Raw genomic sequence first — 22251 nt, forward strand, 5'->3', positions numbered from 1 at the left:
TTTGACCTAAACGCCACCGAGTTGCTCGGCAAGCCCGACGATGATGCCCTCTGGCCCGCGAATATAGGCAAGCCGGTACGACTCCCCATACTGCATCTGGCCAATGAGTTCTGCGCCATGGGCCTGCATTCGCGCAACGACAGCATCAATGCCGTCGACGGCAAACATGATTCGACGAAGACCCAAGGTGTTCACTGGCGCATCCACAGGCCCGAACCGAACCGCATTCGGCGTGTGGAATTTGTCCAGTTCAATTCCCTGCCCATCGGGAGTCCGCAGCATCGCGAGAGTGGCTCTGACGTCTCCAAGCCCTATGAGGCTCCCGACAGAAGGCCCTTCAACCGTGGTTTGGCCCTCGAGCTCGAGGCCCAACTCTACAAAGAATGCCTTCACCGCTTCGAGATCGTCGACAACGATCAGGATGTTGTCCATTCGCTTGACTGTCATGTACTTCGGTTCCTCTTTCAACGGTGTCGCGTATTTGGGGGAATTGGCGTCCAGGTCGAGCCAGGAGGATGACCTTACCGAGGAAACAGCCTACCCGGGAGTTGCCCTTGGCGACTGGCTGCTTCCGACCGGATTTCGCCTATAGCCCAGCGCACGCATGACTCACGACTGGAGATGTTTCGTTCGAGCCTACCTGCGGTTCTGCTTCCAGATCAACGCGGAAGATGCAGGAGTACGGCGGCCACAGGTTGTCTCTCTGACTTGAGCACTGCAGCATCGCCTTCTTGCTCGACGAATCCTCAGGGGCTGCAGTACAGGCATAGCCTTGCAGAGCCAACTTCTGAGCCAACTTTGAAGGCGGCTCGCCCTTGGATGCTGTCAAGACGGCGTCAAGCTTTTGACTTTCCCTCACTTCGATGGGAGCACATCCGCTTGTCATCAATAGCGCCGCGGAAAGAACTAGTGCCCGTCGAGCTATCGAGCCGGACTTCTGCATATTTGCTGCTGGCATGGTCTGAAGTTTGCTGCTTGGTAGAACCCCTGGGTCACACCTACCGGCGCTCACACGAGTTGCTTCTCACCCCCGCACAGCACCGCCTCCCCGCGAACCTTCAACCAATACTCGTCCCGAACGTCATCGTCTATGACGGGCCGAATGTGCGTCGCATACAGGGCGTCCTTCCCATCTCGTCGAGGCCCTGAAATCCAATAGTGCTCACCGGTTTCAACGTCGAAATAGTTCGACTTGAAGCCGCTTCCCTTCAGGCTGCGAAAGGCCTTTCCTCCGTAGTACAAGGTTGCCCCCGACTTGGAACTGGTGACTCGACCGATGCGGGCCGGTCCTGTCAGGCCGCCCGACTTCGCTTCGATATACATGATTCGGCTCTTCATCAGGTCGTACTTCCGTTGTGAAGAAGTGGAAAAGAAACCCGACGCCACGACTTCGTTGTACTCAAACCGCCATTGTGGGCTGAAGAAAAGTTATTCCCGTAAATCGAGACTTCCTAGCGCATTTGCTTTTCCGCACCGCGCCGCTCTTCTCTAAAGTGAATGCCCTCGCAACCAAACACCCGCTATGCGGGCAAGGGAGACAGCACCAACGGCAATCCACATAAGCAAACCGCATCGCCTCACGGCGGGCCATCGACGCACCCGCGCACCGATGCGAACGTGAGGCGCAAAAGGCGACGGCCAGGGTGCGGTAACACTCCAGCCGTCTAACCAAGTGACGTGCAACACCTTGAAAGGACGCACACCAAATGGCTAAACGAATTATGGCCCGGCCTCGCACGCCGGCATCTCCCGACGCAACCGCTACCGAGAGCGGACCGGGTCCCTCGGATCGTCTGGAAAACAAGCTGGAGCAGTTGCAATCGCTGCTCTGGTGCCTGCATGGAGACGGCCGATGGGGCGAGCAGGAAGACTCGGAGCATCTGAACAACGTGCTCTGGCTCGCGGCGGAGTTGGCTCGAGAGGCAGCGGCGTTGTTTCAGGAGAGCCCGCGCTGTTGAGGCGAAGCCGCGCCACTGGCGCGGCCTCCCCCTCCAACTACGCCGCAGTCGGGTTCATGGCGGCAAAGGTAGCGTCGTAGCGGCCATCTCGCTCGGCCCAACGCCGTGCCCTGTCGCGCAAGGTTGGAGCTGGTCGCCATGATTGCCGCGTCTGGCTGCCTTTTCAGCAGCGGCAGGAGCTCCGCCGTCACGCGCAGCACGCCCATGATGTTCGTCTCCACGATGGCCTGGGCAGCAGAAACATCCCAGCCGTCTGCGGCCATGTTCTCCGCCCGCGAGATGCCGGCGTTGGCGACGAGCACATTGAGTTCGGGAAAGCGCGCACGAACGTCTTCGGCGAGACAACGAAGCCGGGTCATCGAGATCGAGCGGCATCCCGACCATGCCCGGCCTGGCCAGGCCGCAACGCTCTCCTCCAGAAAGGCGAGAGGTGGCACCACCTGGCCAAGGCTGAGCACAAGCTCAAAGCGGCCTCCTCAACCCGGAATACTCGGCTCGACCAACTGGGCCAGTGCCACAAGCGACTCCTGCCAGCCCAGGTAGCACATCTCGACAGGAATCACGTCGGGGATGCCCTCCTGCACGACGGACATTTCAGTGCCGCAGGACACTGGAGTCAGCGTCACGGTGGTCTTCATGGTGCCAGGCAGATTGGGGTCGTCGAAAGTGGCGTCGTATGCAATGCGCTGGCCGGGGACGAGCTCCAGGTACTTCCCGCCGAACGAGTGGCTGTGGCCCGTACCAAAGGCGGTGAACGACATGCGCCAGGCGCCCCCGACCACGGGCTCCATGCTGTGGACTTTTCCAGTGAATCCGAACGGTGGCAGCCAGCGCTCGAAAGCACCGGGCTCGACGAAGGCACGGTAGAGCCGGTCCGGCGGAGTGCGCAGCACGCGGTGCAGACGGACAGTGTTGGTAGCCATGGTTGTGTTCTCCTGAAGTGAAGAGGATGAGCCTTGTTTCGAGGCTCACGGGAAGGAACGGCCCTGGTCGGCAGGCGCCTTTGCAATGAACGCCTGCTTGTCGTTGCGATTGAAGCCGGCCGACTCGTAGAACTGGAAGGTCGCTTCATCCTTCCTGCCGGTCATCAGCATGACCTTGTAGCAGCCTTGCGACCACGCAAAGGACAAGGCCTCTGCAAGCACCGCCTTGCCATGTCCCTGCTTGCGATGGTCGGCGTGGGTCACCACGTTCTCGATCACGCCATAGGGCCTGCAACCGCGGGGGAGATTCGGGACGACGGTGAGGGTGCAGCTTGCGATGAGCTTGCCGCCCACATAACCGCCGAAGTATTTGTAGCGAGGGTTGCCCAGCAGTTCCTGCCAGACGGCCTCGACAGTTGCGGCGTCGGGCAAGGGGTCATCGGCGTCGTGAAGATACTTGTACAAGGCCAGAAGGTCCTTGAGTTCTGAAGCGCCAACTTGATGAACTTCCATGCATCCTTCCTTTGTCGAGGCCTTTGGAATCTGCGCCTCTATCTCCTTGATCACGGCCTCTTTCTCCCGGTTGTAGACCTGGGGGTTGGCCGGGTCTACCGCATGGGCGCGATCCTTCGCTTCTTCGTACTTTCTGCGCAGATCCGGGCGGCGGCTGAGTATGTCGATGAAGGCCAGCGAATCCTTGTGAACAGGATCGCCGCGATGGCAGATGTGGATGTTGACGTTGAAGCGCCGCCCTTCATGTAAGACGGAGGCGCAGACATACGGCTTCTCATCCCTGTCGACCCAGACCGGCCGACGGTGGAAGCCGATGCGCTCGAACGCCCTCTGCTCTTCCCGAAGGTCATCGCGGGAGGTGATCGCCGTGATGTCGATCATCGGCTTGCCACGCAGTCCGACCACCGCCGTGCTCCCGATGTGCACGAGTTCCACGCTGGCCAAATGCATGCACACGTACTCCTTCACCCCGGCGAAGACTCGGGCGTATGCAAGGTCATACGGGACGATATTCCGGTGCTCAAGGCCTTCGTCGAATGCGTCGATCTTCATGGCTCGTTCCGATGATTACCGCGAGGACTCAGCCTTCGGCAAAGAACTGGCTGGGCGTCTGGTCGAACTGCTTGCGGAACATTGTGGCAAAGGCACTGGGGCTTTCGTAACCCAGCGCAAGGGCAACGTCGATGACTTTCTCGCCGGCCGCGAGCAACTCCAGCGCTCGCAGCAGCCGAGCCTGCTGTCGCCATTGACCGAAGGTCATGCCGGTCTCGTTCACGAACAGGCGCTGGATGGTCTTCACGTTCACCGCAAGGCGCCGCGCCCAATCAGCCATGGTGGAGGAGTCGTCCAGTCGTTGCTGCAGCAGTTCGCAGATCTGCAGCAGCCGCGGGTCGGACGGCATGTGCAGGTGCAGCGGCAGCACCGGCAAGGCACGCAGCTCGTCCAGAATCAAGCGCATGACGCGGCCATCGCGGGTGCCGGGCACGTAAGGCTGCTGCACCTCCATGGCGGCTCGGATGAGTTCGCGCAGCAGGGGCGATATGCCCACGGCCCGGGTCTCGCCCAGCAGTTTGGGGGCGGCATCGGTCGCCACCTGTAGGCTGCGCATGTGCACTTCTCCGATGCAGCGGATCTCATGGGTCATGCCGGCCAGCATCCAGATGGCGCGAGTGGGCGGCACCACCCAGCGGCCCGCCCGGGCCTGCACCACCATTACGCCGCGCACGGCATAGATCAACTGGTGCTTGGTGTGCGCATGCGGTTCGATGTACCAGCCGCTTGGGTAGTCCGTGGCCCGGCCGGTGACGGGCGTCGGCGCGTCGTCGATCTCCTTGAGCACCTGAGGCAGGGCCTTGGGCTTGCGAGATGAGTCCATGTCCTTTTCGCGAGGGTTTCTGGTGGATTGGCGCGAGACAGGCGCAGCGGTGCTTTCGATAATTCTCCCATGACAACCTCCGCAGCAGCATCCTTGGACGCCAGCGCCACGCCGACCGGTGCGGCCAGCGATCCGGCCTCTCTTTCTCAAAAATCCAAGCCGGCCTTCGGCATCCTCGCCGGCATCAGCAGCTCGCACATGATCAACGACATGATGCAGTCGCTGATCCTGGCGATGTATCCCATCCTGAAGGGCGAGTTCTCGTTGAGCTTTACCCAGATCGGGCTGATCACGCTGACCTATCAGCTGACCGCATCGCTGCTGCAGCCGCTGGTGGGCCTGTTCACCGACCGCCGGCCGCAACCGTATTCGCTGCCCTTCGGAATGATGTCCACGTTGATCGGCCTGATGCTGCTGGCCTTCGCGCCCAGCTTCGGCTTCGTGCTTCTGGCCGCGGCATTCGTGGGCATCGGATCGTCCATCTTCCATCCGGAGTCGTCGCGCATCGCGCGGCTGGCCTCGGGAGGGCAGCACGGCTTCGCGCAGTCGGTGTTCCAGGTGGGCGGCAACACGGGCACGGCCATCGGGCCGCTGCTGGCTGCCGCCGTCATCGTGCCCTTCGGCCAGCGCAGCGTGGCCTGGTTCGGGTTGGCGGCATTGCTGGGCATCGTCCTGCTGCTGCAGGTGAGCCGCTGGTATGCCGCGCACCATGTCGCCACGGCCGGCCGCAAGAAGCCGGCCGCCGCGGCGCCGTATCCGCCCAAGGTGGTGATGGGCGCCATCGCGGTGCTGCTGGCGCTGATCTTCTCCAAGTACTTCTACGTGGCGGGCATCAGCAGCTTCTATACGTTCTACCTGATGGAGCGCTTCGGCCTGACGGTGCAGAACGCGCAACTGCACCTGTTCTTCTTCCTCTTTGCCTCAGCGCTGGGCACGCTGCTCGGTGGGCCCGTTGGTGACCGCATCGGCCGCAAGCCAGTGATCTGGGTGTCCATTCTTGGCGTAGCGCCGTTCGCACTCCTCTTGCCGCATGCCGATCTGTTCTGGACTACGGCACTGACCGTCGTGATCGGACTCGTGCTGTCCTCGGCCTTCTCTGCGATCCTGGTCTATGCGCAGGAACTGATGCCGGGCAAGGTGGGCATGGTGTCGGGGCTGTTCTTCGGCTTCGCGTTCGGAATGGGCGGGTTGGGCGCCGCGGTGCTGGGCATCTTCGCGGACCACACCAGCATCGCCTTCGTCTACCAGACCATCGCCTACCTGCCCCTGCTGGGCGTGGTGGCGGCTCTGCTGCCCAGGGGCACCCGGCGGGACTGATCGATGGAAGAAGGGGGACCGGCTTGCGCTGCTAATCGATGAACCTTGCCACGATGTCCTCGAATGACGGCAGGTCCATCGGTGTGTGGCCGCCCGGATAGCCCTTCACGCTCAGCTGCAGGCCCTTGTAGTGGCGACTGGCGATCTGGTCGTACATCGCGGTGATCACCGTTCCTCCGGCGTTGCCGATGCCATATCCGAGCAGCAAGGTCACGGGGATGTCCCGCCCGCTGCTGCTCGCGTACATCTGGCTTTCGAGCGGATCGATCTGGTCGTGTGCGCCGTTGAAGGGCGCCTCGGAAGAGAAGAAATACTGGAAGGTGAATTGGCTCGCACCTTCCATGAAGAAGGCGCATGCGACAAAGATGCCGCCGTTCGACAAGCCCGAGAGCATGCGCTTGGCCGGGTTGGCACGGTAGTTCGACTCGACGTACGGCACCAGCTGGCCGGTGAGGAAGTCGTGGTACGCCTTGGCACCCGGCATCAGATAGTCGGTGTTGCGGCGCGCGGTGCCGCCGATGCCAACGACGATCGCCTTCTTGCCCGCCGCCTCGAGGATGTCCGTGAAGTTCTTGAAGCGCGTCACGCTGTTGTTGTAGACGGCGTCGCCATCGGTGATGTAGATCGCAGGATAGGACGACGTTGCGCTGTCATATCCGGCCGGCAGATAGAACTGGATGGGATAGGTCGCGCCCGTGGCATCCGACTTCATCGAGATGCTGACCACCCGGCCGCTCGAGGTGTTCGCGGGCGGCGGTGTGGTGACTACAGGAGCTACGGGCAATACCGCTGCGCCACCCCCTCCGCCTCCGCCTCCTCCGCCGCAGCCTGAAAGCTCCAGCAGCAGGGCACAACCTGCCGTGAACATGAGCCTGCGAAGAATCCCTCTTGTCTCCATGTCGCGTTCCTTGATGATGGTTTTAGTGGAAGCCAGACTGTCAACCGCGGTCGCCGACGGATCTTAGTGGCAGCATCGATTTGCTCAACGGAACGACCTGTACCTCTGTACCTATTCGGCGATCCACTTCCCCGTGACTTCATCGAGAACAGGCACTGGCTCGGAAAGCGGGCTGGCGGCGGCCGCATCAACCGCCGGTTCATGAACCACCGCCCATCCAAAGCTCGCTGACAGCGCACCCGTGTCACCATCCTGCGAGACGCCGAACATACCCGCCACAAATCGCAGCTCTTTCTTCGAGCCGTTCAGCAAATCGATGCAGCGCACGGGCGCGCTAGCCAGCGCCTGCGGCACCGCATGGATGCCAGGGCCTTCTGATGGCACGTCGTAACGCAGCCATCCCGTGCGCGCATTCGCAGCGTCGAAGTGCGCCTTCCAGTTGCCCAGGTACTTGTTTGGCCCAAGCGCCTTGGTTCTCCAATCGACGATCAGGTAGGGGAACAAGGTAACGATCCAGCCGGTCAGCTCAGAGGGACCCGAACCGCTCTGGTAGCGAAAGAAAGGAAACCACGAATTTCTTCATGTCTTGATCCCTTGTTTCATCTCGTTTTTTTACCAATGCGCAGATGCGTACGAACCGTTCGGACGCGCATTCGACAAATTCAAAGCCTATCCCACACCTGGACCAACCCAACCAGATGGAAGATGCCGAACACGAGGCAGATCGCCGAACTCCACACCCAGAAGGCCGTCAACCGCTGCCGGTCGAAGACGAACAGCGCCAATGCGACGAGTCCGCGCAGCAGGTACACCGCGGTGATCACGGGCAACACGAACGCCAGCAGCGGCAGCGGTTGCAGCACTCCGGCCCCCGAGAGCGCATACGCCGCCCACGTCCCCAGCACGCACGCAATCAGCAAGGTGACGATGGGCGGATACAGATGCCCGGCCGCCGCGCCTGCGGCCATGCGCTCCCCCGCGCCGAAGAAGCGATACCACGCAGGCCCGCCGAAGATCACGCAGACATGCAGCAGTGCGGCGATGGCGCTGAGTGCGGCGCCGACGATCAAGGGAGTGTTGTAGGGCATGACGTCTTTCAAAGACGATTGACGGGCTGCAGCGCGCGCACCATGTCACGCGTCGGACCGAAGGCACCGTAGCGCACGGCAAGGCCGCTCAGGGTCTCGACGCGTTCGACCCATTCCTGCGGCGTGGCGATGGCGCCGGGCTCGTACAGTGGCTGCACGCCTTGCAGCTGTTGCGTCAGGGTGTGCTGGTGATCGAGGTTTGGCGTCTCACTGCAAGGCAGCGAGTCGAGCCTCGAACCATCTGCGCTGCGATAGCCCGAGCACCAGCGCAGGTTCGATCCTTCGATACCGTCGAGATGGCTCACCACCAACCCATCGAGCTTGCCGACCGCATCGAGCGCATACCGCAGCAGCACCGCGTCCGGGTGCCCTCGCCGAAACGCCCCTTGCCAGCCGTCATCGGCGTTGTGCGGCTCGGCCAGCCGCGCGTCGAGTGCGTGGTCATGCGTGGGCAGCGGGCCTGAGCCGTGGCGCGTGAGGTAGGTGCGCAGCACGCCGAGGTGCTGCACGGGCGCATCGATGCCCACGTCTCGCAGCACGGCTTCGACCGCTGCGGTCGAGATGGTGCTCCACGTGGTGTGCGGATGAAACCCGCGCCACTCGTCGAGCAGCACGCCCTGCGCGCCTTCGAAGATCACGGTGCCGGGCTGCGCGAGGCGTTCAGCGATGCGGTCCGTACTCGCGAGTGGCGACTGCTTAAGGCACGGCGCCACGGCATCAAGCCAGCGCCGTGCGAGCGTGTCGTCTCGAAGCATGGCGAGTTCCTGTGCAGCATCGGCATGCGAGGGAACTGAGTTGGTTGCGAACTCGCGCAGCAACGTGGTGCGCGAGGCTTCCAGTTTTTCAAGCGCGCGTGCGGGCTGCAGCAAGTCGCCGTAGTGCAAGGCTTCGTCGGGTGAAGCAAGCGCGTGCCGCACGGTCTCTCCAACACCGACACCGCAACTGCCATGCGCGCCTTCCCCTCGCACCCATTCGCGCAACCGCCCTGCGGCCTGGTGGAAAGGCGTGGTCACGCGGCAGCGTGCGTCGATCAGCAAACGCGAGAAGGCGTCTTCCACACCCACGCGGCGCAATGCCGCTTCCTCTACGCGCAGTGCCGTCGGGTGCACCACCACCGGGCTCGCGAGCACAGCGCCCACGCCCGCATGAAAACTGCCGGCGCCGAATTGCGAGAAGGTGTGATGCCGCCCGTCGGCCAGCACCACGTTGTGCCCGGCCTGCGCGCCGCCGTTGAAGCGCACGACGGTGTGGGCTTGCAGCGTGCCGCAAAGGTGATCGGTAAAGAGCCCCTTGCCGCAGTCTCCAAATCCAAGGCCCAGCAGCGAGACGTAGCGCGTGGCGGCAGTCACACGGCCATCAGCCGAAAAGCCGCTTCCACCACGACGAACGCGGACCCGCTGCCGCGGTGGCCACAGCCGGCGGTGCGCGGCGCGATGCGCTCGGGTCAAGCAGCGCGGCATAGCCGTCGAGCGCATGCAGAACGCCCCCGACGCGCTCCTTGGCCATGCCTGTGCCGCTCATCACGCCGGCCAGTGCTTCGAGGCTGGGCACGGCCTTCTCGGTGAGGGCGACGATGCCGGCGGCCACGGCGCAGGCGTCGTCGGGCGAGTCCATGCAGATGACGTGATCGCCCAGCAGTTCGCGCCAGCGCGGTTCGCAACGACGGCGGCGCTGGGCATCGGGAATCAGGAAGAACAGATTGGTGGTCTCGGCCGCGGCGGCGATGACTTCTTCGATGGGAATGTCCTCGTCGAGCTTCTCGCCGACGAGGCCTTCGACCTGGTGGCGCGAGACTGCCGGGTACGGCAGCTCGTCGCCGGTAACGAACAGGTAGCCGCGCTTCTTGCGCTTGACCCAGCAGTCCATGTCGGTGTGCTGCGCCATGACGTAGAAGGCCAGCTCGTAGCTCTCTTCGCCGGTGCCGCCGCCACCACCTTCGAGATAGCTCCAGGTGAGCCACTGGTCCATGAGGTTTGCGGTCGACTCGAACTGGCCGACCTGCAGCGGCGCGTGGTCGGAGGTGGCGTCGCCGATGGCCATGAACATGAGCTGCGGGTCTGCCACGCCGCAGTCGGTCAGCAGCTTCATGAAGGTGGGCAGCTCGCGGCGCGCCAAGGTCTGCGGGATGTCGCCCATGGAGCCGGTGACGTCGAGCGCGAAGACGATGCCCAGGGAGTTGGGGTGGTCGGCGTTGTCGCGAGACTCACGCACCTTCAGGCCCTTCGGGTTCATCAGCGGGTGGGTGGAGCGCTGCGTGAAAACCTCGGCGCCAGGCTTGGCGGCGCGATCGGCAATGAGCGCCGTGTGGGCGGCGTGCGAGTAGTTTCCGTATCCCATGAGCTTTTTCTTCCTTGATGACTGCGGTTCAGGCGCCGGCGCGCGGCGCGGGGTCGAAGTGAACGAACTTCGATGCGCCGAAGGCTTCGCGCGATGCGGCGGAGAGTTCTTGCTCGATGCCCTGCGCGCCGAGGCGCCGGCAGGTGGCGGCGTCTTCGCTGCACTGGCGCAGCAAGGCGACGAGCGGTGCGGGGGTGTGAGAGCCGAAGCCGGGCTCACCGGCCGCGCCGCCATGCAACACGGCGCGCACGGTCCAGGCGGCTTGCATGAGGTCGCGAGCAACAGCGGAGCCTTGGGCCGCGCCGGTCGCATGCTGAGCGCGCGACCAGCCGATGAGCAGCACGCCATGGTCACGCGGATGCACGAGCGCGTGCGCAGGCGACAGGTCACGATGCGTCCAGCCAGCGCCGTGCACGAAAGCCAGCACTTCGAGCATGCGGCGCCAGATCCACACGGCATGGCGCGGGTCGATGCCTTGTGCATTGGCCTGCTGCACGTCTTGCAGGCTGCCCCAGAAGCCGGGCGGATGGCGCAGCACCAGCGCCTGGCGAGCGCCGTCGCCCAGCCCCTCGGCCACGCCCACACCCAAGGGCTGCGGCAGGCGGCGGGTGAAGTAGGCAGCACCGGGCACCGACAAGTCTTGCAGGGCCTGCAGCACCGCGCCTTCGCGCACAAGCACGTCGTTGGCCGCGCTGTCTCGCGCGAGCTTGAAGGTGACGCGCTCGGGCAATGCGCCGAGGCGTTCGGCCAGCAGCACTTCGCTGTGCTCGCCGGTAGCCAGCGGCGCCAGCACGCGGTAGCGCACACCGCGCCACGCGAGGATGCGTCCGCCGGCCACGTCGGCATTGGCCCGGCGCAGCGCGGCGCGGAAGCTCTCGCGCTCGACGGTTTCCTCGCTGCGCACGACAGTGGCACCGCAGTAACTGCAGTTCACCGTGCGCCAACGGGCGGCGCGCGGCAGCGGCGCGGAACATTGCGGGCAGCTGAGAGCAAGCAGCGACAGCATGGCCCGCGCCTCAGTCTTCCTTGGGGGGCGCCGCCGGGTCGGGCGATGCCAGCACGCGATCGATGCGGCGGCCTTCCAGCGCGACGATCTCGAAGCACCAGCCGGCGCAATCGATGTGCTCGCCCACCTCGGGCAAGTGGCCGGACACAGCCATCAGAAGGCCTGCCACGGTGTTGTACCGGTTGCGCTCTTCGTCGGGCAGCTCGCGGATGCCCAGGCGCGCGCGCAGCTCCGACACGGGCATGAGGCCGTCGAGCTCCCACACGCCGTCGGGCCGCTCGCGCGCCCAGGCGTCGGTCTGCATGCCGGGCTGCAGCTCGCCGGTGATGGCTTCGAGCAGGTCGCGCGGAGTCATGAGGCCCTGCACCACGCCGTATTCGTCGACCACGAACACGAGGCGGCCGGCGCGGGCGCGGAACTGTTCCAGCAGCTCCATGCCGGTGAGGGTCTCGGGCACGAACACGGCGGGCGTGGCCTCCTGGCCGAGCACGCCGGGGTGTGCGGCGCCCAGGCGCAGCAGGTGTGCCACGCTGATCACGCCGACCACGTCGTCGAGCGAGTTGCGGCACACGGGGTACCAGGAATGCACGAGGTTGAGCGCACCGGCCTCGGCCACCTTCTGCAGCGCCTGCTGCACGCTGAAGGAGGCGTCGAGCCATTCGATGTCGGCGCGCGGGATCATCAGCGACGACAGGCGCCTGTCGTCGAGGTGAAACACATTGCGCACCATCTGGTGCTCATGCTGCTCGATGACGCCGGCGTCCACGCCTTCTTCGAGGCTGGCCGAAATCTCTTCTTCGGTGACGGAGCGGGCCGCGTTGGCGTCGATGCGCAACACCTTCAGCATGGTGGCAGTGGCACCCGCCAGCATCCAAACGAAGGGCTTGGCGGCCTTGGCCAGTCCGCGCATGGGGCGTGACACCCAGCGCGCCACGGGCTCGGGATACAGCTGCCCGATGCGCTTGGGCACCAGCTCGCCGAAGATGATGGTGAAGAAGGTGATGCAGGTAACCACCACCGCGGTAGACGCGATGCTGGCGGTGCCGCGGCCCATGCCAACGCTTTCCATCCAGACCGAGAGCGGCTCGGCAAAGGCGGCCTCGCCGACGATACCGCTGAGCATGCCGATGGAGGTGATGCCGATCTGCACCGTCGAGAGGAACTGCGTGGGCGATTCCATCAGCTTCAGCGCGGCCACCGCGCCGGTGTCTCCCGTTTCGGCCAATGCCGCGAGACGTGCGCGCCGGCTGGTGGAAAGGGCCATTTCGGACATTGCGAACAACGCGTTGAGCGTGGTCAACAAGGCCAGGAGGAAGACATCCATGAACTGAGGGAGAGAATGAGGGAATGTCACTTTACTTGATTGGCGACCTGCAGGGCTGCGACGCCCCCCTCGGGCGGCTGCTGCAAAAGATCGATTTCTCCCCCAGCCGCGACACCATCGTGCTGCTGGGCGACTTGGTGAACCGGGGCCCCGATTCGCTCGCGGTGCTGCGCCGTGTGCAGGGCTACGGCGCATCGGCATTGAGCCTGCTGGGCAACCACGACCTGCACCTGCTGGGCGTGGCGCACGGCGCGCGCAAGGCCGGCCGCAAGGACACCCTGGCCGAGCTGCTGGCCGCGCCCGACATCGAGGCGCTGCTCGAATGGGTGCGCCAGCAGCACATGGCGCTGCACATGCGCATCGGCAACGGCGATCTGCTGATGGTGCACGCCGGCGTGCTGCCGCAGTGGACGGTGGGCGACACGCTGGTGCTGGCGTCAGAGGTCGAATCGGTGCTGCGCGGGCCGGCGCTAGGCGAGTTCCTGATGTCGATGTACGGCAACGAGCCGGCGCAGTGGAGCTACACGCTCACGGGCAGCGCCCGGCTGCGCGCCATCGTCAATGCACTGACGCGGCTGCGTTTCTGCACGACCGACGGCGTGATGGAGTTCGATGCCAAGGACAGCGCGGCCACCGCGCCCGAAGGCTTCATGCCCTGGTTCGACGTGCCCGGGCGCAAGACGGCCAACGCCACGGTCGCCTTCGGCCACTGGTCGACGCTGGGCTGGCTCTCGCGGCCCGATCTGCTCTCGACCGACACGGGCTGTGTGTGGGGCGGCTGCCTGAGTGCGGTGCGCATCGGCGCGACGCTGGACGAGCGCGAGCTGATCCAGGTCGAGTGCGAGCAGGCGCAGAAGCCGGGCTGAAGCTCGGCTGAAGGACCTCTCAGAACGCCTGCGTCATCAGCCCGTACACGGTGCGCACGCCACTCACGTAGTTGCCCATGCGCAGGTTCTCGTTGGCTGCATGCTGGTTGTTGTCGGCGTTCACCAGCGGAATGATCGCGAAGGGCACCGGCAGCACGCGCACGATCTCGGCGGTGGGAACCGTGCCGCCCATCATCCGGATGCGCACCGGCTCGGGCTTGGCGCCGAAGGTGTCGCTCAGCGCCCTGTAGGCCCATTGCCCCACGGGCGAGTCGATCTGCGAGCCCGCTGCTTCGCCGCCCTCGCTCTGGTAGGAGAAGCTCGCGAGCTTGTCGTAGCGGCTGCGCTCCTCGTCGGTCGGTTCGCCCTTGACCAGGTGGTAGCCCTGGCGCTCGATGTGTTTCTGGATGAGCTGGCCGAGGTAGGCCGGATCGGAGTCGGGCGTGGTGCGAAGGTCCATCTCGGCCACGGCCTTGTCGGGCACGATGTTGGCCACCTTGTCGCCCACCGCTGCCGCAGCCATGCCGCGCACGTTCAGCGAGGGGTACTGCATCGCCTCCTGGTAGTTGGCGCCGACCTTGTCGGTCTGGGCAATACCCAGGCGACGCTTGAGTGCGGCCTCGTCGTCGGGCACGGCGGCCATGATCTTGCGGTCGGCCTCGCCGATCTTCACGTGGTCGTAGTAGCCGGCCACCGTCACGCGGCCCTGATCGTTCTTCATCGAGGCCAGCAGGCTGGCCAGCCGCTGCGCCGGATTGGGCGCGTAGTTGCCATAGTGCCCGCTGTGCAGCGGCACCTTGGCACCGTACACCGTGAGCTGGGCTCTGGCCGCGCCGCGGTTGCCGAACACCAGCGTGGGCCGGTTGGTGGCGTGCATGGGGCCGTCGTGGATCACGATCGCGTCGCAGCGCAGCAGGTCGCGGTGCGCCTGCATCACCTTGCTGATCGACGGCGAGCCTTTTTCCTCCTCGCTGTCGAGGATCACCTTGACGTTGACCGCCGGCTGCCCGCCGCCGGCCTTCAGGGCGTCGATGGCCGCGAGCATCATCATGATCGGCCCCTTGTCGTCGGCCGACGCGCGGCCGAACACACGCCACTCGGGGTCGAGCGGTCCGCTGAAGAGCGGCGCCGAATCGATCTCTTCCCATTCGCCGTTGGCCGCCTTGCGCTTGAGCACGGGCGTCCACGGGCTCTTTTGCGCCCATTGCGCGGGAATGACGGGCTGGCCATCGAGGTGCATGTAGAACAGCACCGTCTTGCGCGCGGGGTCGCTGCCCGGGTATTCGGCATAGAGCATCGGCTTGCCGTCGTTGGGCAACTGCCGCGTGGTGAAGCCGCGCTTGCGGAAGGCCTGCTCCAGCCATTCGACGTTCTTGCGGATGTCCTCCGGCGAGATCGCATCGTTGGGCAAGGACAGAAGCTCGAAGTACTCGCGATAGGTGGCCTGCGCATGGCGCTCGGCATCGGCCGGGGAAAGTTCTGCGGCTGCGGCCATGCAGGTCATGCAGGCGCCTGCGAGCAAGGCCAGTGGGAGCAGCGCGAGCGGGCTGCGCAAGGTTCTGCGCTGTAAGGGCATGGCGGGATCCGCTTTGTGACAGTTGCGAGGCAGTCTAGGCAAACGCGTGCTTTTGAACAATTGCCGATTTTTCGGGATATCTTTGCTTTTTTTGCAACGCAGCCAACCCGCGTCCGCCGCCATGTCCTCCCATCGCCTGCAGGAAACCTCGCTTCGCTACTTTCTCGAGGTGGTCCGCGGCGGCTCGCTGACCGAAGCGGCCACGCGCCTCAACGTCAGTGCATCGGCCATCAGCCGGCAGGTGGCCATGCTCGAGGAGTTGCTGGGCGTGCCGCTGTTCGAGCGCCGCCCGCGCGGCATGGCGCCCAGCGCAGCCGGGGAGCTGCTGGCGGCGCACGCGCGACGCGGTGCGCTGGAAGCCGAGCGCGTTGTGTCCGACATCCAGGGACTGCAAGGCCTGCAGCGCGGGCATGTACGCATCGCCTGCTCGTCGGGCTTCGCGAACGAGTTCCTGCCGCAGGCCATCGTCGCGTTCCGCGCGCTGCACCCCGGCATCCAGTTCGAGCTGGAGGCCTGCGACCCCGCCGACGTGACCGAAGCCGTGCTGCTCGGCGATGCCGACATCGGCCTCACCTACAGCCGCGCCGCGGTACAGGGCGTTCGGGTGTCGCATCGCCAGGCGGCCTCGGTGTTCGCGCTGATGCGGCCCGACCATCCGCTGGCGAAGCAGCGCAGCGTGACGCTGGCGCAGATGCTGCCGTTTCCCATCGGGCTGTCGGGGCCGGACACCACCGTGCGCCAGCTGTTCGACGTGGCCTGCAGCAACCGCGCAGTGGTGTTCGAGCCCGCGCTGGTGAGCAACCGTTTCGAGGCGCTCGCCAGCTTCGTGCTGCACGGCGGCGGCCTTGCGATTGCCGGGGAGATCACGGTGCGCGAACGCGTGCGGCGCGGCGAGTTGCATGCCGCGGAGATTCGCGAGCGCGGCATGCGGGCGCGCTCGGTCGAGCTGCAGACCTTGGCCGGGCGCACGCTGCCCGAGGTGGTGCGTGCCTTTCTCGACTTCCTGTGCAAGGCGCTGCCTGCGCCCGGTACGCAGTGACGATGCAGGCTCAGGAAGGCAGGCGGAACTTGTCGAGCGACATGCGCTGCTTGCCCTGCGCGTCGAAATTCTCGGGCGAGAGCCAGCGCTCGAAGGCGGTGCGCAACGCCGGCCATTCGCTGTCGATGATCGAGAACCACGCCGTGTCGCGGCCGCGTCCCTTGTAGATCACGGCCTGGCGAAAGAGCCCTTCGTACTGGAAGCCCAGCCGCAGGGCCGCGCGCTTCGAGGGCTCGTTGAAGTTGTCGCACTTCCATTCGTGGCGGCGGTAGCCGAGTTCGTCGAAGACGAGCTTCATCAGCAGGTATTGCGCCTCGGTGGACATCGGCGTGTGCTTGAGCAGCGGCGAGAAATTGACGGTGCCGACTTCGATGACTCCATTGGCGGGGTCGATACGCATCAACGCCAACGAGCCAATGGCGCGGCCGCTTTGCCTGTCGATGACGGCGAAGTGCATCGGATCGGTGCTCTTCGCAATGCGCTCGGCGTAGGCCCGGGTGCTGTCGATGTCAGCGGGCCGCTCGATGCCCAGGTAGGTCCAGTCGCGGCCGTCCGGGGCTTGCGCGTAGGCGGCGTACAGGTCGTCGGTGTGCTTTGCTGCATCGAGCGGCTCGAGGGTGCAGAAACGGCCCTCGAGGGAGCGGCGCGGCGGCAGGGAACGCGGGGTCCATTCGGGCAGGTCTGGGCCGATGGACTGGCCGAATTCGTTGTGGCGGACTGGCATGCGGGTGTCTTTCTGAAAAGCTGGAGCGGCAAGGTCGGAGGACGTAAAGTACCCGCATCGTGGCTCCAATGAAAGTGCCACGAATACCTTATTCGATGGTGCCACGCCCACTCCCTTCCCCCACCGCCCTGCTCGAATCTCCTCTCGTGAAGGAGCGCGACGCTGGTTCGATGCAGCGCCAGTTGCACGACCGGCTCAAGCGCGCCATCCTCGACGGCAGCCTGGCGCCGGGCAGCCGCCTGCCCGGTTCGCGTGCACTCGCCGAGGCGCTCGCCATCTCGCGCAACACCGTCACCGCAACCTACGAGCATCTGGCGGCCGAGGGCTATGTGCGGCCCGACCGGCAGGGAACCCGCGTGACCGAACTCTCGTCGCCCGCCCTTCTGCCGAAGCGCGCAGGCAAGCCAGCCGGCACGCCCACCACCGCGCTGCGCCTCTCGAACATCAAGCCCAGCGTGTCGCGCGCCGAGACAGACATGGCACTGCGCCCCGGCGTGCCCGCGCTATCGCACTTTCCGTCGGCCGCATGGCGGCGCGCGCTCGACCGGGCGATTCGCGGTGCCGGCTCTGCCGCGCTGGGCTACGGCGACCCGCTGGGCGAGCCGCCGCTGCGCGCGGCCATCGCGCGGCATCTGTCGGTGGCACGCGGCGTACGCTGTGAGCCGCACCAGGTCGTCATTGCCGAAGGCGCACAGGAAGCCATCTCGCTGTGCGTGCGGCTGCTGTCCAACCCAGGCGACATCGGCTGGGTCGAAGACCCGGGCTACCGCGGCGTGAAGGCTGCCATGCATGCGGGCGACATGCGCATCGTGCCCGTGCGGGTCGATGCCGAAGGCCTGTGCGTGAGCGAACGCGACTGGCAGAAACATCCGCCCCGGCTGATCTACACCACGCCCTCGCACCAGTACCCGGTGGGTTCCGTGCTGAGCATCGCGCGCCGCCTCGACCTGATCGCGCAGGCCCGCCTGCATGGCGCGTGGATCATCGAGGACGACTACGACAGCGAGTTCCGCCACACGGGCGAGCCCATCGGTGCGATGCAGGGGCTGGTGGACGACGCGCCCGTGCTCTACGTCGGCACCTTCAGCAAGACGATGTTTCCCTCGCTGCGGCTGGGCTTTCTTGTGCTGCCCGCGCAGTTGATGTCCGCCGTGCAGGCGCCACTGGAAGAGATGCTGCGCGGTGGGCACCGCCACGAGCAGCTGGCCATGGCCGACTTCATCGAGAGCGGCCAATTCAGCCGGCACCTGGGCCGCATGCGCCGGCTGTACCGCGACCGGCAGCAAGCGTTGCGGCTCGCGCTGAACAAACATTTCAAAGTGCTACACGAGATCGACGGTGGCTACTGCGGCCTACATCTGACGGTGCGTCTACCCGCGCGCTATGACGATCGACTTATCGCGGCCAAGGCGCTGCGCCATCGCATTGCGCCCACACCGCTATCGGGCTTCGCGCTGCAGCCCACGCCGTCGGACAACGGGCTGGTGCTGGGGTATGGCAACACGCCGGCGGAGCTATTCGAGCCGCTGGTGAAGAGGTTGTCGCAATTGGCGCGTGCGGTAGAAATTTAGAACGGCCGGAGAAAGAGTCTGGCTATTCAGTGAGCTCTTCGTCGCAAAGCTTCGCTAGCGCAACCGGCCTACCGCGTGCAGCGTATATGAATTCTTCGGCCACTTCGTAGGATGCAAGTCCGCTTTGAACATGTTGCTCGAAGCCCCACATACGAAGCAAGGAAACCCTCATGTCCGAAGAAATCGGTGTCAATCCCAAGCACGGCCGGGCCGGCCGCCATCCCACCAAAGGATCGCTGGATGCGCTCTCGGGACATGGCGATCCGGGCATGTTTGGCAGGATGTTCCCTCACCTGCCGCCTCTTTCAGTTTCTGACGACAAGTTGAAGGCGCTCGCCGCTGCAATGCTGGACGAGAACAGCAGCACAGATAACGAGCGAGTACCGGCAGGATTCACCTACCTGGGCCAGTTCGTCGACCACGACATCACGCTGGATCTGACCTCCATCGGCGACAAGCTGGAGGACCCGACCGGGGTCGAGAACTTCAGGACGCCGGCGCTGGATCTGGACTCGATCTATGGGCGAGGTCCGGACGGCAGCCCGCACCTCTACGCCCGCGGCCCCAACAATGCGCCGAGCGCGAAGCTGCTGATCGGCAAGACCACCCTGGGCTTTCAACAGAATGCGGCCGACATACCTGGCGTGTTCCCCAACGACCTTCCGAGAAGCCCCGAGGGCCAGGCCTTGATCGGCGACCATCGCAATGACGAGAACCTGCTGGTCGCACAAACTCATCTGGCCTTCATGAAGTTCCACAACAAGGTGGTGGACCTGCTGATGGCTTCGCCAACGGCTCCCACGCCCGCCGAGCTCTTCTTTCAAGCCCGGCGCGAGGTGACTTGGCACTATCAATGGCTCGTGCTGCACGACTTCGTGGAACGGCTCACCGAAGACGGCATCGTGGCTCGCGTTCTCAACGAGGGCCGCCAGTTCTACCGGTTCAAGAAGACGCCCTACATGCCCGTGGAGTTCTCCGGTGCGGCCTACCGGCTCGGACACAGCATGGTTCGGGAGGTCTACAGCCATAACAGAGTCTTCACCCCGGGCGGGCTCGCACCCGCCTCGCTGGGACTTCTCTTCGCGTTCTCCGGCCTCTCAGGTGGCATCGTGGGTGACCTGGCGCCCAATCCGCTCACCGCTCCGACTCCGATAAGCAAGCTCGCCAGCAACTGGATCATCGACTGGCGGCGCTTCTACGATTTCGGCAACAACCCCCCAGGGGTCACGCTCAATCATGCGCGGCGCATCGATCCTTTCGTCGTCAAGGCGCTGCATACGCTGCCTGGCGGTGCCAGCCTGCCATTCCTGAATCTGAAGCGGGGCGTGATGCTCGGACTGCCCTCAGGCCAGTCGGTGGCGCAGGCGATGGCAGTGCCCAACCCTTTGACAAGCGCCGAGATCTCGTCCGGCACGGACGGCGCGGTGGCCAAGGCGCAGGGACTGCATGAGCAGACGCCCTTGTGGTACTACATCCTCAAGGAAGCGTCGGTCAGAGAGGGCGGCGAGCGATTGGGGCCTGTGGGCGCGCGTATCGTGGCGGAAGTCTTCATCGGATTGGTCCACGGCGATCATGAGTCCTACCTTTGGAAGAAAGGCCCGGACTGGACGCCGACTCTTCCCTCGCGCACGCCTGGGACTTTTACGATGGTGGACCTCCTGCAGCTCGTAGGCGACGTAAGTCCCATCGACGGCGTGACCCAGGCCTGATCAGTCGAGGACTTGATCCGAGGGAAATCAACCTCGCGTATTCACCACGTGGTCGCGCCGGAAGTTGCGCGGCGTGCTACCCACCCACTGACGAAAGCGCCGGTTGAAATACGCCTCGTCGGTAAAGCCGCACCGGTGCGCAATCTCCCGCACCAGCAGCGAGGTGGACGACAACAGCTCCTTCGCCCGCTCGATGCGCCGCTCGGTCACGAGGTCTGTGAAGGTGCGGTCGGTTTCCTTGCGCAGCAGGTTGGCGAGGTAGTTGGGCGAGAGGAATGCAGCGGCCGCTGCATCGGTCAGCGACAGCGGCTTGTCGAGGTTGTCGCGCACGTAGCGCACCACGCGCTGCAACGCATCGCGCTGCGAGGTCTTGCCGTTGTGCTGCAGCGAAAGGCGCATCAGCGCCTGCTCCTGCCGCATGCAGGCCAGCCCGATGATCTGCTGCACGATGCCGCGCATCGCGATCTTGGCGCCGAAGTTGCGGCCCGCGTTCAGTGCGTGCAGCTCGTCGAGCCAGCCGCGGATGCGGGCGAAGTCGGTCTCGTCGAAGGCGAAGTCGACGTACTCCTGGAACAGGAAGGGAGCGAGGTCGGGGTAGCGCGCGAGCGACACGTCGTCGAGGTCGAGCGCGTCGACCTCGAGCTCGGGCCACAAAAAGCGCTGGTCGAAGTTGACGATGCAGTACAGCGCCTCGGGCGGATGCGGAATCACGTGCACCCGGTACGGCAGCACGAAGCTCAGGTGGCGCGGCCCGAAGGGGCGCACCTCGCCGCCGATGGCCTGCTGCGAGCTGCCCTCGATGCCGATCTGGATCTGGAAGTACGCATGCCGGTGCGGCAGCGTGAGCTCGTTGCGCGCACCCTGAAAGCGGATGTCGAAGTCGAGGTGGTCGGCACGCTCGTGCATGCCGTAGGTGCGGACGGACGTGGAGGGAGAGGGGCGCATCGGAACAGGCGTGGCGGCAGGCGTCTGCCTGCGAGAGTACGCCAACTTGCCGCCGTGCGAGGCGGCCAGGCCCGATGCGCGGACCGTCTTCAGGCTCAGACGACCACGACTTCCAGCGCACCCACGCCCGCCACCGTGCCGCGCATGCGGTCGCCGCGCTGTACGGCCGCTACGCCGGCCGGTGTGCCCGTGAAGATCAGGTCGCCGGGTTGCAGAGTGAACAGGGTCGACAGGTAGGCGATGGTGTCGGGCACATTCCAGATCATGTCGGCGAGGTCGCCGACCTGGCGTTGCGCGCCATTCACTTCGAGGCGGATCTCGCCGGCCGCCGGATGGCCGGCCTTGGTCACGGGCACCAGCTCGCCGCAGGGCGCCGAGCCGTCGAAGGCCTTGCCGGTGTCCCAGGGGCGGCCCATCTTCTTGGCCTCGCCCTGCAGGTCGCGGCGGGTCATGTCGAGGCCGACGGCATAGCCGTACACGTGGCTGAGCGCATCGGCGGCGGCGATGTTCGATCCGCCGGTCTTGAGCGCGACCACCAGTTCGATCTCGTGGTGGACATCGTTCGACAGCGTCGGGTACGCGAACTCGCCGCTGTCGGCCACGATGGCGCTGGCCGGCTTCATGAAGAAGAACGGCGGCTCGCGATCAGGGTTGTGGCCCATCTCGCGGGCGTGTTCTGAATAGTTGCGGCCCACGCAGAAGATGCGGTTGACCGGGAAGCGTGCGCGTTCGCCCTGGATGGGCAGCGAGTGAACGGGCGCGGGTGCGATGGCGTAGAGGGTGTCGGTGGCAGAAATCATGTAACAACTCTAGCCAGCGGCGCCCCGCTTCCGGGGGACGCATCTACGCGAGTCTTGGACTTGGCTACGTTTTCGTTTTGACGTCTCTTTTCGAGGCGCGTGCACAGGAGCGCCGTCGCTACGCCGGGCGATCAACCGCCGTTCCCCCAATCGGTAGGTTGATCCGAATGCCAGGTTCCGCCTTGCCAGAGTTGAAACTTAAGCATTCAAACTCGAAATGAGCCGCCCATGCACGTGCTGTTATTGTTGTAACGAATTGCGTGACGCCCTCTCGCCAGCCAT

At 65.1% G+C, this 22251-nt stretch carries 23 protein-coding genes; 6 read left to right on the forward strand and 17 right to left on the reverse strand.

Annotated features, from left to right (window positions below):
• Positions 1-6 precede the first annotated feature (6 nt).
• Positions 7-447: a VOC family protein gene (locus ACTG4X_RS24925; RefSeq protein ID WP_440532168.1), complete on the reverse strand. Its 441-nt coding sequence runs from the start codon at positions 445-447 to the stop codon at positions 7-9.
• 561 nt (positions 448-1008) lie between these two features.
• Positions 1009-1338: a 1-deoxy-D-xylulose-5-phosphate synthase gene (locus ACTG4X_RS24930; RefSeq protein WP_093058476.1), complete on the reverse strand. Its 330-nt coding sequence runs from the start codon at positions 1336-1338 to the stop codon at positions 1009-1011.
• 368 nt (positions 1339-1706) lie between these two features.
• On the opposite strand from ACTG4X_RS24930, the gene ACTG4X_RS24935 reads away from it, so the two are divergent.
• Positions 1707-1958: a hypothetical protein gene (locus tag ACTG4X_RS24935; protein ID WP_440532169.1), complete on the forward strand. Its 252-nt coding sequence runs from the start codon at positions 1707-1709 to the stop codon at positions 1956-1958.
• Here the strand turns inward: ACTG4X_RS24935 and ACTG4X_RS24940 are convergent.
• The 4 genes from ACTG4X_RS24940 to ACTG4X_RS24955 form a co-directional block, all read right to left on the reverse strand.
• On the reverse strand, positions 1937-2317 hold the full coding sequence (locus tag ACTG4X_RS24940) for an SDR family NAD(P)-dependent oxidoreductase (protein WP_440532170.1): 381 nt from the start codon (positions 2315-2317) through the stop codon (positions 1937-1939). The genes ACTG4X_RS24935 and ACTG4X_RS24940 overlap by 22 nt on opposite strands.
• Positions 2318-2434: 117 nt before the next feature.
• Complete coding sequence (locus tag ACTG4X_RS24945) at positions 2435-2881, reverse strand: SRPBCC family protein (RefSeq protein ID WP_093058481.1); 447 nt, start codon at positions 2879-2881, stop codon at positions 2435-2437.
• 45 nt (positions 2882-2926) lie between these two features.
• On the reverse strand, positions 2927-3946 hold the full coding sequence (locus ACTG4X_RS24950; protein WP_440532171.1) for a GNAT family N-acetyltransferase: 1020 nt from the start codon (positions 3944-3946) through the stop codon (positions 2927-2929).
• Between the two features lie 28 nt (positions 3947-3974).
• The gene (locus ACTG4X_RS24955) at positions 3975-4769 is read right to left on the reverse strand and encodes an AraC family transcriptional regulator (RefSeq protein ID WP_093058483.1); all 795 of its coding nucleotides are present in this window, start codon (positions 4767-4769) and stop codon (positions 3975-3977) included.
• A 69-nt stretch (positions 4770-4838) separates the two neighbouring features.
• Here ACTG4X_RS24955 and ACTG4X_RS24960 point away from each other — a divergent pair, with 69 nt between their 5' ends.
• A complete protein-coding gene (locus tag ACTG4X_RS24960; RefSeq protein WP_440532172.1) occupies positions 4839-6086 on the forward strand; it encodes an MFS transporter in 1248 nt (415 codons plus the stop codon).
• A gap of 31 nt (positions 6087-6117) precedes the next feature.
• Here the strand turns inward: ACTG4X_RS24960 and ACTG4X_RS24965 are convergent, their stop codons facing one another.
• The 7 genes from ACTG4X_RS24965 to ACTG4X_RS24995 form a co-directional block, all read right to left on the reverse strand.
• Entirely contained in the window at positions 6118-6813 is a 696-nt protein-coding gene (locus ACTG4X_RS24965; protein ID WP_440532173.1) for an alpha/beta hydrolase, read from the reverse strand.
• Between the two features lie 282 nt (positions 6814-7095).
• Positions 7096-7509 carry a DUF4419 domain-containing protein gene (locus ACTG4X_RS24970; RefSeq protein WP_440534422.1) on the reverse strand — a complete coding sequence of 138 codons (414 nt, stop codon included), beginning with the start codon at positions 7507-7509 and terminating at the stop codon, positions 7096-7098.
• A gap of 137 nt (positions 7510-7646) precedes the next feature.
• Positions 7647-8072, reverse strand: coding sequence for a hypothetical protein (locus tag ACTG4X_RS24975; protein WP_440532174.1), 426 nt, complete (start codon positions 8070-8072; stop codon positions 7647-7649).
• Between the two features lie 8 nt (positions 8073-8080).
• Positions 8081-9421 carry an adenylosuccinate synthetase gene (locus ACTG4X_RS24980; protein ID WP_440532175.1) on the reverse strand — a complete coding sequence of 447 codons (1341 nt, stop codon included), beginning with the start codon at positions 9419-9421 and terminating at the stop codon, positions 8081-8083.
• Positions 9422-9428: 7 nt separating this feature from the next.
• Positions 9429-10409, reverse strand: coding sequence for a VWA domain-containing protein (locus ACTG4X_RS24985; RefSeq protein WP_435460157.1), 981 nt, complete (start codon positions 10407-10409; stop codon positions 9429-9431).
• Positions 10410-10437: 28 nt separating this feature from the next.
• On the reverse strand, positions 10438-11415 hold the full coding sequence (locus tag ACTG4X_RS24990; RefSeq protein WP_440532176.1) for a lipopolysaccharide kinase InaA family protein: 978 nt from the start codon (positions 11413-11415) through the stop codon (positions 10438-10440).
• Between the two features lie 10 nt (positions 11416-11425).
• The gene (locus tag ACTG4X_RS24995; RefSeq protein ID WP_093058490.1) at positions 11426-12739 is read right to left on the reverse strand and encodes a hemolysin family protein; all 1314 of its coding nucleotides are present in this window, start codon (positions 12737-12739) and stop codon (positions 11426-11428) included.
• Positions 12740-12762: 23 nt separating this feature from the next.
• Here ACTG4X_RS24995 and ACTG4X_RS25000 point away from each other — a divergent pair, with 23 nt between their 5' ends.
• On the forward strand, positions 12763-13605 hold the full coding sequence (locus ACTG4X_RS25000; protein ID WP_440532177.1) for a symmetrical bis(5'-nucleosyl)-tetraphosphatase: 843 nt from the start codon (positions 12763-12765) through the stop codon (positions 13603-13605).
• A gap of 19 nt (positions 13606-13624) precedes the next feature.
• Here the strand turns inward: ACTG4X_RS25000 and ACTG4X_RS25005 are convergent, their stop codons facing one another.
• Positions 13625-15181 (reverse strand): M20/M25/M40 family metallo-hydrolase, encoded by a 1557-nt coding sequence (locus tag ACTG4X_RS25005; protein ID WP_440532178.1) that lies wholly within the window; start codon positions 15179-15181, stop codon positions 13625-13627.
• A 121-nt stretch (positions 15182-15302) separates the two neighbouring features.
• On the opposite strand from ACTG4X_RS25005, the gene ACTG4X_RS25010 reads away from it, so the two are divergent.
• Positions 15303-16220, forward strand: a complete 918-nt coding sequence (locus ACTG4X_RS25010) for a LysR substrate-binding domain-containing protein (RefSeq protein WP_093058493.1) — start codon at positions 15303-15305, stop codon at positions 16218-16220.
• A gap of 10 nt (positions 16221-16230) precedes the next feature.
• Here the strand turns inward: ACTG4X_RS25010 and ACTG4X_RS25015 are convergent, their stop codons facing one another.
• Complete coding sequence (locus tag ACTG4X_RS25015) at positions 16231-16944, reverse strand: GNAT family N-acetyltransferase (RefSeq protein WP_440532179.1); 714 nt, start codon at positions 16942-16944, stop codon at positions 16231-16233.
• A gap of 95 nt (positions 16945-17039) precedes the next feature.
• Between ACTG4X_RS25015 and pdxR the strand changes: the two genes are divergently transcribed.
• Positions 17040-18515 carry a MocR-like pyridoxine biosynthesis transcription factor PdxR gene (gene pdxR, locus ACTG4X_RS25020; protein WP_440532180.1) on the forward strand — a complete coding sequence of 492 codons (1476 nt, stop codon included), beginning with the start codon at positions 17040-17042 and terminating at the stop codon, positions 18513-18515.
• 170 nt (positions 18516-18685) lie between these two features.
• On the forward strand, positions 18686-20224 hold the full coding sequence (locus ACTG4X_RS25025; RefSeq protein ID WP_440532181.1) for a peroxidase family protein: 1539 nt from the start codon (positions 18686-18688) through the stop codon (positions 20222-20224).
• A 27-nt stretch (positions 20225-20251) separates the two neighbouring features.
• Here the strand turns inward: ACTG4X_RS25025 and ACTG4X_RS25030 are convergent, their stop codons facing one another.
• Together ACTG4X_RS25030 and ACTG4X_RS25035 are read right to left on the reverse strand one after the other, a co-directional pair.
• Positions 20252-21169 carry an AraC family transcriptional regulator gene (locus ACTG4X_RS25030; RefSeq protein WP_440532182.1) on the reverse strand — a complete coding sequence of 306 codons (918 nt, stop codon included), beginning with the start codon at positions 21167-21169 and terminating at the stop codon, positions 20252-20254.
• Between the two features lie 95 nt (positions 21170-21264).
• Positions 21265-21969, reverse strand: a complete 705-nt coding sequence (locus ACTG4X_RS25035) for a fumarylacetoacetate hydrolase family protein (protein ID WP_440532183.1) — start codon at positions 21967-21969, stop codon at positions 21265-21267.
• Between the last annotated feature and the right edge of the window lie 282 nt (positions 21970-22251).

Source organism: Variovorax sp. YR566, assembly GCF_051992195.1.
In the GTDB taxonomy this organism is placed as follows: domain Bacteria; phylum Pseudomonadota; class Gammaproteobacteria; order Burkholderiales; family Burkholderiaceae_C; genus Variovorax.

Coding starts and splice junctions, on each gene's coding strand:
- ACTG4X_RS24925 (WP_440532168.1), bottom strand. CDS start 447: ATGACAGTCAAGCGAATGGACAACATCCTGATCGTTGTCGACGATCTC.
- ACTG4X_RS24930 (WP_093058476.1), bottom strand. CDS start 1,338: ATGAAGAGCCGAATCATGTATATCGAAGCGAAGTCGGGCGGCCTGACA.
- ACTG4X_RS24935 (WP_440532169.1), top strand. CDS start 1,707: ATGGCTAAACGAATTATGGCCCGGCCTCGCACGCCGGCATCTCCCGAC.
- ACTG4X_RS24940 (WP_440532170.1), bottom strand. CDS start 2,317: ATGACCCGGCTTCGTTGTCTCGCCGAAGACGTTCGTGCGCGCTTTCCC.
- ACTG4X_RS24945 (WP_093058481.1), bottom strand. CDS start 2,881: ATGGCTACCAACACTGTCCGTCTGCACCGCGTGCTGCGCACTCCGCCG.
- ACTG4X_RS24950 (WP_440532171.1), bottom strand. CDS start 3,946: ATGAAGATCGACGCATTCGACGAAGGCCTTGAGCACCGGAATATCGTC.
- ACTG4X_RS24955 (WP_093058483.1), bottom strand. CDS start 4,769: ATGGACTCATCTCGCAAGCCCAAGGCCCTGCCTCAGGTGCTCAAGGAG.
- ACTG4X_RS24960 (WP_440532172.1), top strand. CDS start 4,839: ATGACAACCTCCGCAGCAGCATCCTTGGACGCCAGCGCCACGCCGACC.
- ACTG4X_RS24975 (WP_440532174.1), bottom strand. CDS start 8,072: ATGCCCTACAACACTCCCTTGATCGTCGGCGCCGCACTCAGCGCCATC.
- ACTG4X_RS24985 (WP_435460157.1), bottom strand. CDS start 10,409: ATGGGATACGGAAACTACTCGCACGCCGCCCACACGGCGCTCATTGCC.
- ACTG4X_RS24990 (WP_440532176.1), bottom strand. CDS start 11,415: ATGCTGTCGCTGCTTGCTCTCAGCTGCCCGCAATGTTCCGCGCCGCTG.
- ACTG4X_RS24995 (WP_093058490.1), bottom strand. CDS start 12,739: ATGGATGTCTTCCTCCTGGCCTTGTTGACCACGCTCAACGCGTTGTTC.
- ACTG4X_RS25000 (WP_440532177.1), top strand. CDS start 12,763: ATGTCACTTTACTTGATTGGCGACCTGCAGGGCTGCGACGCCCCCCTC.
- ACTG4X_RS25005 (WP_440532178.1), bottom strand. CDS start 15,181: ATGCCCTTACAGCGCAGAACCTTGCGCAGCCCGCTCGCGCTGCTCCCA.
- ACTG4X_RS25010 (WP_093058493.1), top strand. CDS start 15,303: ATGTCCTCCCATCGCCTGCAGGAAACCTCGCTTCGCTACTTTCTCGAG.
- ACTG4X_RS25015 (WP_440532179.1), bottom strand. CDS start 16,944: ATGCCAGTCCGCCACAACGAATTCGGCCAGTCCATCGGCCCAGACCTG.
- pdxR (WP_440532180.1), top strand. CDS start 17,040: ATGGTGCCACGCCCACTCCCTTCCCCCACCGCCCTGCTCGAATCTCCT.
- ACTG4X_RS25025 (WP_440532181.1), top strand. CDS start 18,686: ATGTCCGAAGAAATCGGTGTCAATCCCAAGCACGGCCGGGCCGGCCGC.
- ACTG4X_RS25030 (WP_440532182.1), bottom strand. CDS start 21,169: ATGCGCCCCTCTCCCTCCACGTCCGTCCGCACCTACGGCATGCACGAG.
- ACTG4X_RS25035 (WP_440532183.1), bottom strand. CDS start 21,969: ATGATTTCTGCCACCGACACCCTCTACGCCATCGCACCCGCGCCCGTT.